Below are 11,530 nucleotides of genomic sequence, written 5' to 3'. Positions count from 1 at the left end.
TTACAGAAGAGAGCTTTTCTCACCTCACGGGCATCTGGGCGACTATCTATAAATTCTTGTAGTTCTGCGATGGCTACGCCCGCCGCAGGCATCGCAGGTTGTAGATGCTGATCTATCATTGTTTGTTCTTAGACAGATATATTCCTCCGTATTATCTCGTACACTTTTTCAGAAATCAAATATGATTCCTATAGTATCAATGCACAATTCCATCTACCGTTTCTTGGAATGCAACCATGATTGAGATAGTGGCGATCGCAGCTTCCCTATTACTTAGCTATTTTCTACTGACTTGGGTATATTTTTTATCGTGATCTCGTAAAAGTCTGTTAGTGGTGATGAACACCAAAACCAACAGTAAAAACTGGATTTGCCAAGGTGCTAAGACTAAACTCACAACCAGACTGACGATTGTAAACACACTCGTGATGTAGGCTAGTTCATCGTTACATTTTTTAGATAAATAGCCAGTTGCTAAACCAGTAAACAGGGGAATTAAAAAAAATAAAGGCATGGCTGGTCTTCTTCTAACTAAGATGTAAAGGAATGATTAATTTAAATTAAAGTTCTGCCTCATAATTGTTGTTGATTTTACATCTAAAGAGGTTTTCTTTACAATATTCTACGTCAACCGCCCCACCCACAAGGAAATGGGGCTTGTAACTAACCGAGAGAATCGGCTGAAACATACGGCATATTGACTGATGCCTGCTCCTCTGTCCCTTGGGTAGAGGAGAGAATGTAGTCATCCCTGACATTCTTAGCAGCATTCAGATCCGCGTGTGTCCGATGTCCACAGTTTTTGCAATGGAATCTAGACTTGTGGCGGTTTGTCCTGCGAATGTGCTTGCAGATATTGCACTTCTGAGAAGTGTAACGAGGATCTTGGTGAACAACTCGTTTACCCAATGCCTCTGCTTTGTAAGCCAGGAATTGTTCTTGTTGGTAAAAAGCCCAACCACCTAACCATTTATTCATTTTCTTGCCCCTTCGCTGTGTGCGAATACTGGACAAGTCCTCTAGTACAAAAACCGCTATTCCTGGTTGGTTGGCTAACTTTTTACTTACACAATGATTCGTATCCTTCATAAACCGCTTCTCACGACCAGACATCGCTTTTAAACGACGCTTGGCACTGCGAGTGCCTTTTTGTTGGAGTTTGCGACGATTGTATAAGTAACGTCTTTGTACTTTTCTAATCTTAGAAGAACTAAAGAATTGACCATTACTGGTAACAGCTTGGTGATATAAGCCTCGGTCAATTCCTTGAATTTGTCCTTCTATGTGTTGCGGATCTTCTGTCTCAAAAACCAATCTCACCCAAAACTGCTTGGTGTTTTTGGTATATGTGACAGTTGCTCCACAAAAGTCCCAAGTTTCAAATACCTTCTGAAAGTATTCAGGAATATCAAGAATTAAAGTGACTCGCTTACCAATGCAACTAAGAGTTAATTGCTTTCCTCTTAGAGTCATTGTGCGCTTATCGTACCTCAATCCTGATGTTGGTTTTTTCTTAGGAATGCTTTTAAACTTTGTGGCTTTGATTGCCTCAAGTGCGTTATCTCGAACTGTTTGCAACAACGCAGAAGGCACACTTGGAAACTGAACCCTTAACAGGTGATACAGTTCTTTGTGTGCCTTGTTTTTGTTATAGGTACTGCTAGCAATAGCCCAGTTAACGTGTGCATTAAATATCTCTGCACACTGATTCATCAAAGGTAAAAACCTTTCTCTTGGTAAATCAACTGGGATGCTAACAGTACGTTTCATCTAAGCAGACTCCAAAGGTTTGTAATAAGCAATAATAATTGCTTCGTAAAGAGAATTTTCTTGCTTGTAAACTTCGGTATCCACCAACTCCCAGTCAGGGGTATCAGAGTTTAAAGAACGGGTCTTTTGATGATGTTCCTTGATGAATTTAAGGCTATGTTCTGGAGAATTCATCATTGGCATGGTTGGCAAAATATTCTCATCGGAGAAGCCAGGTAAAGCCTGTAAAATACAAAGGGTTCTAGGCTTGTTTTCAGCGTAAAAATCTTTTAAAAATTGGTTCATCTTAGTCCACCTTGTTTGTACAATACCAGCGACCTTTGCGTTGGAAAACTTTGAATTTTTGCCCGTAGAAGTGCCAAGCGCATTCTCTTTGTGCCGCTTGCCAACTTTTAGCATTCATAGCTATTACTGTTTCTTGCGGTTCTTCCTCTTCTGGGTCTTGTAGATATTCGGATCTAAATATGTTGCCACTGGCATCTGCGGCTACTCTTCCTTTACCATCTGACCGTTGCCAGATGTAATAGATACCTCCACCTATTAATGCGGTTCCAATTAAGATACAGCCAATTCCTGCACTCCCAGCACAAATAGCCGCAGGAGCTAAAATCGCCGGATTTGCCTGCGATGGTTTGACGTTAAATGAAACACAAAAAGAAGCAGCAAGTGATGCCGCCATGATTCGTCGTAGAATTTTCATGTTGACCTACCAACACTAGGTTGACCACACCCCTGGATGGTAACGACATTGCAGGGGTATTTTTTGTGTACAATTACCATATCACAAAGTTTATATGTTTTGTTGATATACACTCAATAGATGGAAATAATATCAAGCTCACACGCTAAACATTGCTTGGGATATCGCATTATCTTTTGTCCCAAGTACCGTCATCAAATCCTTGAAGGTGCGGTAGAAGTTGAGTTAAAGCGCATCATAGGCGAAACCTGTAAAACCTATGGATGGATACTTCACGCATTGGAAATAATGCCTGACCATGTTCATGTATTTGTGCAAGCAGACCACACAACTGCACCAGTAGAAATCGCCAAAACGATGAAATCAATTTCTGCTGTACATATATTTAATACATTCAAAGACCTTAAAAAACGCCGCTTTTGGGGTTCAGGAATGTGGAGCGATGGCACTTTCTACTCATCTGTCAGCGGAGTCTCAGAAGAAGCAGTGAAGCGGTACATTGAGACTCAGAAAGACCGGGGATAACTCGCTTACATCCCCACCCACAAGGGGATGGGGATGTAAGCGCGATCAATAAATAAACAATTTACAAGTCAAGATTCCGTAATTGTTCAGAAAATTAGTTTAACATTCAGTGCCGTCCCTATAATAGCGATCTACGATATTACCGTTAAAATTAATGTTTTCCATTTAGACACTCGATGCTTAATATTCCTCAACTATTAGCAACTGAACTAGACCTTAAACCCTATCAGGTGCAGAACGCGCTGGAACTTTTGGCGGAGGGTGCAACAATTCCGTTCATTGCACGTTACCGCAAAGAGCGCACTGGTGAAATGAATGAAGTTCAATTGCGCGATTTGTTTGATAAGTATAATTACTTAACAGAAATAGAAGCCCGAAAATTAGTAATTTTAAATGCGATCGCCGAACAAGGTAAACTCACTGATGAACTAAAAGAAAAAATCATATCTTGTCTACAAAAAACTGAACTTGAGGATTTATACTTACCATATCGCCCAAAGCGCCGCACTCGTGCCACTCTCGCTAGAGAGAAAGGATTACAACCTCTGGCAGACTTGATTAAATCTCTCAATGTCAAAAACCCTATTTCTGCTTCATTATCAGAAGAAGCAGCAAAATATATCTCCGAAACCCAGGGAGTCACCAGCGCCGATGAAGCACTCAAAGGTGCGGCTGATATCTTAGCGGAAGAAGTTGCAGAAAAAGCTAATTTACGTGCCTATATTCGAGATTATCTTTTAGAAGATGGGTTATTTGTCTCTCGCATCAAAGATGATTATCTAGAAGGTACAACTAAATTTGAAATGTACCGCAACTACCAAATTAAAATCAAAAATATTGCACCTCATAATTTGTTGGCGTTGTGTCGGGGTGAAACCGAGGGAATATTAAAATTTGATGTTGCCTTTGAAGAAGATTTGGTACTGTCTTACCTAGAATCTCAAGAAATTAAAACAAAAGTCAGAGCCATTCGAGATTTTTATCAGATGATGCTGAAAGATGCTTTCAACCGTCTGATGAAAACCTCTTTAACAGGAGAGGTAATTGCTATAAAAAAAACTTATGCAGATATAGAATCAATCAAGACATTTGAAGCAAATCTGCGGGAGTTGTTGCTGTCTGCACCGGCTGGAATGAAACCCACTTTGGCAATTGATCCCGGATTTAGAACTGGATGCAAAGTTGCGGTATTAGATGAAACAGGAAAATTTTTAGAGTATCAAGCAGTTTTTCCCCATCAAGCTGTTGAACAACGAAATAAAGCAGCACAAACTATTAAAAACTTGCTGGAAAAATACAAAATTGAGCTAATTGCTATTGGTAACGGTACAGCTTCTCGTGAGACTGAGGAATTTGTGATGCAAGTATTACAAACTCTCGACCGCAAACCAATTAAGGTGATGGTGAACGAATCTGGTGCATCTATATATTCTGCTAGTAAAGTCGCGTTAGAGGAGTTTCCCGATTTAGATGTGACAGTGCGCGGTGCGATTAGCATCGGCCGCCGTTTGCAAGACCCCTTAGCAGAACTAGTGAAAATCGATCCCAAATCAATTGGTGTGGGACAATATCAGCACGATGTCGATCAAAAGTTATTGAAGAAGAAGCTGGACGAAACTGTAGAAAGCTGCGTGAACTTTGTGGGTGTAGATTTAAATACCGCTTCCAAGGAACTGTTAACCTTTGTTTCTGGTATTACAGCCACAGTTGCCAACAATATTGTCACCTATCGCAACCAGTATGGAGCTTTTAAAAATCGCCGCCAACTTTTGAAAGTTCCCAAATTGGGGCCGAAAGCTTTTGAACAAGCAGCGGGGTTTTTGCGTATTCGGAATGGTGAGCATCCTTTAGATAATACGGCTGTGCATCCAGAAAGTTACTCAGTAGTTGAAGCGATCGCATCTGACCTAAGCGTACCATTAAATCAAGTCATCCAAATTGCTGAAAAACTTAAAAAAATCAATCTAAAACAATATGTCACCGATACCATTGGTGAACCTACTTTGCGTGACATCCTCAGTGAACTGGAAAAACCAGGTAGAGATCCCCGCGCCGAATTTAAATATGCCACTTTTAAAGAGGGAATCAAAGAAATTGCTGATTTACAAGTGGGTATGGAATTAGAAGGGATAGTTACCAATGTCGCCAATTTTGGTGCATTCGTTGATATCGGTGTACATCAGGATGGTTTGGTACATATTTCCCAACTCGCCGATAGATTTGTAGATGATCCGAAGCAAATCGTCAAGGTGGGACAAGTTGTAAAAGTTATGGTGCTAGAAGTCAACGAGAAATTAAAACGGATTAGTTTGTCGATGAAAGCAGTTAAGCAATAACCTCAAACACTTCTACCAACTAAAATTTCGATTTAATTATCTGCGGTGAGTGCGTAATCACTGCTATTTTTGCTTGCAAGTCTAATGCTGACTGCAAAAATGCGATCGCTAGAACATCAAAGTATTAAATAGAAGCATAAAAATCAGGAATTTCACTGATACGAGCCATTTTTTTTTATAAGGGGTATACTCTTGCTGAGTATCTCACAATCCTTCACTAGCATGTGCAAAGCCGTGCTAAAAAAAATGAAAAAAGCACTTATTTGTGGAGTATCAGGACAAGATGGAGCGTATCTAGCGCAGTTATTACTGAACAAAGGATACTTAGTTTGTGGAACTTCACGAGATGCCCAAATGTCTTCATTTCAGAATTTAGTCAATTTGGGTATCCGGGATCAGCTGAAATTAGCATCTGTTGCTTTGACTGATTTCCGCAGTGTCTTACAAGTATTAACAAAAATTCAGCCCGATGAAGTATATAATTTAGCTGGTCAAAGTTCTGTCGGTTTATCATTTGAACAACCAGTAGAAACATTAGAAAGTATTGCTACTGGCACACTCAATTTACTAGAAGCAATTCGTTTTATTGGTGTCCCAATCAAAATTTATAATGCCGGTTCTAGTGAATGCTTCGGGAACGCTAGGGAGCAAGCCGCTGACGAAAATACACCATTCCGTCCTAGAAGCCCTTATGCGGTTGCTAAAGCTACGGCATTTTGGGAAGTAGCAAACTACCGAGAAGCTTACGGTCTATTTGCCTGTTCTGGTATTTTATATAACCATGAATCTCCCTTAAGGCCAGAAAGGTTTGTTACACAAAAAGTGATTACCGCCGCCTGTCGTATTGCCAACGGCAGCCCAGAAAAACTACATTTAGGAGATATTTCTGTTCGACGGGACTGGGGATGGGCTCCTGAATATGTTGAAGCAATGTACTTAATGCTGCAACAAAATGAACCAGATGACTATGTGATAGCTACTGGAGAAAGTAATAAACTAGAGGACTTTGTTGCAGAAGCATTTGCTTGTTTAGGTTTGGATTGGCAAGAACATGTGACTATAAATAATAGTTTATTTAGACCAACTGATATTGCACTAGGCAAAAGTAATCCAGCTAAAGCTAAAGAAAAATTGGGCTGGGAAGCTCGATATAAAATGAAAGATGTTGTACGTATGATGATAGAAGCAAAGCTAAAATGACTTTTCAAGAAAAATTATTAGATTAATTTCAGCATCCACAGTTTTCTCAGAAAAAGTATAGGTTCTATCATCGAGGTTTATTAACTTGTCGGCTTCTGCGATCGCTATTGCAAACGACAAGTTACAAACTTCTATCTTTAAGGCCATAATTTAGAGCAAATAACAGCTTTAACTGTATCGAAATTACCTAATAGCTATAACTTTTCATGGTTCTGTCTTCAATAAGACTATTCAGATTCTTTATCCAAAAGAAATTATAATATATTTAATCAACAGTTTATCAGCATATAAATTTTAAGTTATTTACCTCTTTTGTAAAAAATGATTCAATATAAGCAAATACCAACAATTAATAGTGATATTTTATCACCAGTTGCAGAAGAATTTCTCAGCAGTGAAAAAGCCCAACGTATGGCAGAATTTTTTAGCTTTCTAGGAGATGCTAATCGTCTGCGAATTCTCTCTTCTTTGGCTCAAAAAGAATTGTGTGTTAGTGATTTAGCCGCATCACTAGATATGAGTGAATCTGCTGTTTCTCATCAACTACGTAACCTCCGAGCAATGCGCTTGGTTAGCTACCGCAAGCAAGGCCGTAATGTATTTTACCGCCTCCACGATAATCATATTCTTCATCTTTATCAGGCTGTAGCTGAACACTTAGATGAACCTGAATAAGATATTGAGTTTTTGATGCGGAATTTAGAATTAAAAATTTTAATTGTGATGATGATGATAACGACTAAAGCCTAGACCATAAGTTGCTAAAAGGTTTTCAGGTGATAAGGCAATTTCTGGCTGACCAGTACAAACAACAGTTTGGTTGAGACAAAGGACGCGATCGCAATGGCGGCTTACCATATCAATATCATGGGAAACTTGCAATATCGTCCAACCCTCTTCCTGTTTCAACTCGTTCAGCAAAACATAAAAATCGGCTGCACCTTGCATATCAACCCCAGCAAAGGCTTCATCTAGTACCAAAAGTTTTCGAGGCATCACTAAACAATAAGCCAGTAACACCCGCTTTAGTTGTCCACCACTCAAAGTTCCAATAGATTGATGTCGCAGATGATCAACTCCAGTTCGCCGTAAAGCTTTTGTGACTGCTTTTATTTTTTCATGATTTTGTTTCCACAGCCTAGAGAACTGCAAATACTTAGCTTTTGCTTTTGGATTTTGCTTTTTCAATTCATCAGTCCATCCCAAGCCAACCAATTCACTTACAGAAATGGGAAAGCTGCGATCAAAAATAAAATTTTGTGGCATGTAGCCCAAGTAGTGACGTAAAGTTCCTAGCTTTGTAGTTGAGTGACCAAAAATTTCTATCTTGCCAGCTTGACAAGGAATTAAATCTAAAATTGCTTTTACCAAAGTACTTTTACCAGCACCATTCGGGCCGACTATAGCTGTATCTGTTCCCGGCAACAATTCAAAGGAAACATCTCGAAGAGCTAAATAATTGCCTTGATATACAGTTAATCCGTCTACTTTTAAAGTAGGCAATGTCATAAACATTAATTTTTATTTATTATAAAAAAATGCTAAATCTTTAGCTTATTTACATGCTGATTCTAGAGTTTGCAAATTTAATCTCATTGCTTGAAAGTAATATTGTGGATCTTTATCACCTGTTTCTAAAGAATTTAGTGTCTGTAAATCTAATTTCAAATCTTGAGAAAGACTATTCAACAATTTATTATCTACTCCTGGTTCACTAAACAAAGCTTTAACTTTATATTTTTTGACTGTATTAACTACTCTTTGTACATCTGTTGGAGACAATTGATCCTCAGGTATTTGAACTACAGCAACTTGTTTGAGATTATAGCGTTGAGCTAAGTATGGATAGGCATCATGAAAAGTTACAAAAGTACAATTAGGCTTTTTTTGTAAGGCTTGCTGAAATTCACTATTTAACTTTTCTAATTCCTGAATATAAGCCCCAGCATTAGCTGTGTAAGTAGCTTGATTTTTTGGATCAGCAGCAATTAATCCATCTCGAATATTCATTACCTGCTGTTTTGCTAATACTGGATCTAACCAAACATGAGGATTACCTGTTGTGTGATCATGGTTGTGGCTTTTTTCTTTTTTTACAGTTGAAACAACTGGCGAAATTTCGTTTAAAGGTTTAATACCTTTGCTAGAATCGACTTCAACTAATTGGGAATTTTGGGCATTTTTGATGGTATTTTCCAGAAATTCTTCTAACCCCAAACCATTTTTAACCAAAACATTAGCTGTGGCGATCGCTTTTACATTACTTGGTGTCGCTTGGTACTCATGCACCTCAGTACCAGGTGGCACTAAAATTTCTACATCTGCTGCATCGCCAGCCACCGCTTTGGTAAACAAATAAATCGGTAAAAATGTCGTCACAACCTTGGTTTTTACTAATTGCGTTGATGGAGTAGAAGCAGCTTCTTGTACCTGTGGTGACTTTTCCACATTTGTTTCTTGATTTGGATTTGATTGGTTACAACCAACACTCACTAGTAACGTTAGCAACGCAATCAAGGATAAAATACCGCTTCTTGCTTTGCTTTTTACATATGTTGTATGAGTCCTATTCACAACGTTTCTCCCAGGAAAAGAATCTTGTTTTATTTTTGCCACTATGACAATAATACTTATTTTCAAAAATATTCTATAATAATTCTCATTCTCATGCAATAAAGTCAGTATTATTTTTGTATAAGCAATCACATTTAATTTTTGTGGGTTGTGACAGTTTTGGCTGTCTTTTTTAATGACTTGAAGAATTAAACATTTCTTAAATTAGTTTGTTAAAAAAGTTGCTTGCTACTGATAATATTTTGAGAATACTTTTTAAAAGTGCTAGTTAAAAAGCGCAGTATTTAGCGCTACCGATAATAAAGAAGTGTGAGGGAAAATGCTGAAGAGATTGCCGTATTTACTGTCTATTCCAGCCGTTTGCAGCACAATACTATCAGTCACTCCTATTGCATTAGCAGTGGAAATATCCACAACATCAGAAGATAAAGTTGTTGCTACTCCAGAACAAACAGTTGAGAATTTAACTCAAGAAAATGTCATGGCACAAGTTACCTCTGTGTCTCAATTGTCAGATGTGCAACCCACAGACTGGGCATTTCAAGCTTTGCAATCGCTCGTAGAGCGTTATGGTTGTATTGCAGGTTATCCAAACAGCACTTATCGTGGTAATCGCGCACTAACTCGCTATGAGTTTGCTGCGGGTTTAAATGCTTGTTTGGATAGAGTTAACGAACTATTGGCTACCGCCACAGCTGATTTAGTCACCAAACAAGATTTAGCTCAACTACAAAAACTCCAAGAAGAATTTGCCGCCGAACTGGCCACATTACGAGGTCGTGTAGACGCAGTAGAAGCACGCACCGCTGAATTGGAAGCTAATCAATTCTCAACCACAACCAAACTCAATGGTATTGTTGTGATTGCACCCATCAGCATTTTTGCAGGCAGTAATGCCAATGGTGAGAGAATCGATAGAGTCACTTCCTTTGGAAATAGAATCCGTCTTGACCTAGACACTAGTTTTACAGGTCAAGACTTGTTAAGAACTCGACTCCAAGCCACAAACTTAGATGCTTTGTCTGCTTCTACCCTCACACCAGAAGGGGATTTGCGGTTTACCAATGACACTTTCAGTTCGGGAAGTAATAATGATGTAGAAATAGATGCACTGTTATATAGCTTCCCGCTAGGTGACAAAACGACCGTTATATTAGAAGCCAACGCTGGTGCAGCTGATGACTTTACCAACACAGTCAACCCATTTTTTGATGGTGATGGTGATTTTGGGGCGCTGTCTAGTTTTGGTACACGCAACCCCATTTATTATCCGGTTGACGGTGCGGGGATTGGCATTAGACATCAATTCAATGACAAACTAGAATTAACTTTGGGTTATCTAGCCAGCAGCCCTAACGATCCTTCTTCTGGTAGTGGTTTGTTTAACGGGCCTTACGGTGCTATTGGACAATTAACCGTCCAACCTGTTGAAAGTTTAACTCTCGGTTTTACATACGTTAATTCTTATAACGCTGACTTGACTACTGGTAGCAACCGCGCAAACCTGCGTACTGTTTTGGCAGATAGTCCTTCTTTGCCAGGTTCTTTGAGTCAATTTGCAGGTTCAGATTTGCCAATTTCCAGCAATTCCTACGGTTTTCAAGCATCCTTTCAACTTAGTCCGAAGTTTGTGATTGGTGGTTGGGTTGGTTATACTAACACGCGCACACTCTCGGAAGTTACCACAGAAGCCGGAACATTACCTCGTGGTGAACTAGACATTTGGAATTATGCTGTTACGCTGGCCTTCCCAGATTTAGGTAAAAAAGGTAGTGTTGGTGGCATTATTGTGGGGATGGAACCAAAAGTAACTGGTGCTAGTAGTGGACTGAGAAATGCGATCGGCACAGATCCTGATACTTCACTGCACATTGAAGGTTTCTACCAGTACAAACTGACAGATAATATCACCATTACTCCAGGAGTCGTCTGGTTAACTGCTCCAGACCACAACAATAACAACGATGATATTGTGATTGGGACAATAAGAACCACATTCACTTTCTAAATCTTCAACTGAACTTCCCCAAGCAAACAAGGGATTTTTAAGCTTTTTGGAATCACTCTTACTAGGTACAAATTAGACTTCTTGCACGAATATTGGATAACAAGAATTTTCCGCCTCACGCATACTGCTAAGGCAAAACTCTCAGAGTAAACGCAAGGAGTTACGGAAAATTCACCTCTTTAGTAGACATAATCTAAGTTCATGCAAGAGGTCTATTGTCCAAGAAGTTTGTGGATCTGACCTAGCAAGGCTTTAAGGCTATTTATAGGAACAGCCAAGATGATTAGGACATGATTCAGATGCTCAAACCCAGATCACAAAAGACTTTTAACCCTGTCACATGCGGTCACTGAGCGGCTGGTAAGCGCAGTCGAACCATGCCGAAGTGTCACCTCTAACCTGTCCCCTGCTATGATG

General features: G+C 39.3%; 11 protein-coding genes. 5 read left to right on the top strand and 6 right to left on the bottom strand.

Going from position 1 to position 11,530, the window contains the following annotated elements:
- Window positions 1–277: 277 nt before the first annotated feature.
- The 4 genes from IQ259_RS05330 to IQ259_RS05315 form a co-directional block, all read right to left on the bottom strand.
- On the bottom strand, window positions 278–514 hold the full coding sequence (locus IQ259_RS05330; protein ID WP_193881969.1) for a hypothetical protein: 237 nt from the start codon (window positions 512–514) through the stop codon (window positions 278–280).
- A gap of 149 nt (window positions 515–663) precedes the next feature.
- A complete protein-coding gene (locus tag IQ259_RS05325; RefSeq protein ID WP_193881966.1) occupies window positions 664–1,770 on the bottom strand; it encodes an RNA-guided endonuclease TnpB family protein in 1,107 nt (368 codons plus the stop codon).
- On the bottom strand, window positions 1,771–2,055 hold the full coding sequence (locus IQ259_RS05320) for a hypothetical protein (RefSeq protein ID WP_193881963.1): 285 nt from the start codon (window positions 2,053–2,055) through the stop codon (window positions 1,771–1,773).
- 1 nt (window position 2,056) lies between these two features.
- Window positions 2,057–2,470, bottom strand: a complete 414-nt coding sequence (locus tag IQ259_RS05315; RefSeq protein WP_193881960.1) for a hypothetical protein — start codon at window positions 2,468–2,470, stop codon at window positions 2,057–2,059.
- A 120-nt stretch (window positions 2,471–2,590) separates the two neighbouring features.
- On the opposite strand from IQ259_RS05315, the gene tnpA reads away from it, so the two are divergent.
- From tnpA to IQ259_RS05295, 4 genes are all read left to right on the top strand, one after another.
- The gene (tnpA, locus tag IQ259_RS05310) at window positions 2,591–2,995 is read left to right on the top strand and encodes an IS200/IS605 family transposase (RefSeq protein WP_193881957.1); all 405 of its coding nucleotides are present in this window, start codon (window positions 2,591–2,593) and stop codon (window positions 2,993–2,995) included.
- A 176-nt stretch (window positions 2,996–3,171) separates the two neighbouring features.
- On the top strand, window positions 3,172–5,331 hold the full coding sequence (locus IQ259_RS05305) for a Tex family protein (protein ID WP_193881954.1): 2,160 nt from the start codon (window positions 3,172–3,174) through the stop codon (window positions 5,329–5,331).
- Window positions 5,332–5,577: 246 nt separating this feature from the next.
- On the top strand, window positions 5,578–6,531 hold the full coding sequence (locus IQ259_RS05300) for a GDP-mannose 4,6-dehydratase (protein ID WP_193881951.1): 954 nt from the start codon (window positions 5,578–5,580) through the stop codon (window positions 6,529–6,531).
- A 411-nt stretch (window positions 6,532–6,942) separates the two neighbouring features.
- A complete protein-coding gene (locus IQ259_RS05295; protein WP_228014377.1) occupies window positions 6,943–7,206 on the top strand; it encodes a metalloregulator ArsR/SmtB family transcription factor in 264 nt (87 codons plus the stop codon).
- A 39-nt stretch (window positions 7,207–7,245) separates the two neighbouring features.
- On the opposite strand, the gene IQ259_RS05290 is transcribed toward IQ259_RS05295, so the two are convergent.
- Entirely contained in the window at window positions 7,246–8,040 is a 795-nt protein-coding gene (locus IQ259_RS05290) for a metal ABC transporter ATP-binding protein (protein WP_193881945.1), read from the bottom strand.
- Window positions 8,041–8,085: 45 nt separating this feature from the next.
- The gene (locus IQ259_RS05285) at window positions 8,086–9,105 is read right to left on the bottom strand and encodes a metal ABC transporter substrate-binding protein (RefSeq protein WP_370567999.1); all 1,020 of its coding nucleotides are present in this window, start codon (window positions 9,103–9,105) and stop codon (window positions 8,086–8,088) included.
- A gap of 319 nt (window positions 9,106–9,424) precedes the next feature.
- Between IQ259_RS05285 and IQ259_RS05280 the strand changes: the two genes are divergently transcribed.
- Window positions 9,425–11,113 carry an iron uptake porin gene (locus IQ259_RS05280; RefSeq protein ID WP_193881939.1) on the top strand — a complete coding sequence of 563 codons (1,689 nt, stop codon included), beginning with the start codon at window positions 9,425–9,427 and terminating at the stop codon, window positions 11,111–11,113.
- The last annotated feature ends 417 nt before the right edge of the window (window positions 11,114–11,530 follow it).

This window comes from Fortiea sp. LEGE XX443 (assembly GCF_015206815.1).
In the GTDB taxonomy this organism is placed as follows: domain Bacteria; phylum Cyanobacteriota; class Cyanobacteriia; order Cyanobacteriales; family Nostocaceae; genus Nostoc_B.
Note: the sequence above shows the minus strand (reverse complement) of the source record. Positions and strands in the feature narration are given on the sequence as shown.

Excerpts from the sequence above, each read along its gene's own strand:
- IQ259_RS05330 (WP_193881969.1), bottom strand. The coding sequence starts at position 514 with ATGCCTTTATTTTTTTTAATTCCCCTGTTTACTGGTTTAGCAACTGGC.
- IQ259_RS05325 (WP_193881966.1), bottom strand. The coding sequence starts at position 1,770 with ATGAAACGTACTGTTAGCATCCCAGTTGATTTACCAAGAGAAAGGTTT.
- IQ259_RS05320 (WP_193881963.1), bottom strand. The coding sequence starts at position 2,055 with ATGAACCAATTTTTAAAAGATTTTTACGCTGAAAACAAGCCTAGAACC.
- IQ259_RS05315 (WP_193881960.1), bottom strand. The coding sequence starts at position 2,470 with ATGAAAATTCTACGACGAATCATGGCGGCATCACTTGCTGCTTCTTTT.
- tnpA (WP_193881957.1), top strand. The coding sequence starts at position 2,591 with ATGGAAATAATATCAAGCTCACACGCTAAACATTGCTTGGGATATCGC.
- IQ259_RS05305 (WP_193881954.1), top strand. The coding sequence starts at position 3,172 with ATGCTTAATATTCCTCAACTATTAGCAACTGAACTAGACCTTAAACCC.
- IQ259_RS05300 (WP_193881951.1), top strand. The coding sequence starts at position 5,578 with ATGAAAAAAGCACTTATTTGTGGAGTATCAGGACAAGATGGAGCGTAT.
- IQ259_RS05295 (WP_228014377.1), top strand. The coding sequence starts at position 6,943 with ATGGCAGAATTTTTTAGCTTTCTAGGAGATGCTAATCGTCTGCGAATT.
- IQ259_RS05290 (WP_193881945.1), bottom strand. The coding sequence starts at position 8,040 with ATGACATTGCCTACTTTAAAAGTAGACGGATTAACTGTATATCAAGGC.
- IQ259_RS05280 (WP_193881939.1), top strand. The coding sequence starts at position 9,425 with ATGCTGAAGAGATTGCCGTATTTACTGTCTATTCCAGCCGTTTGCAGC.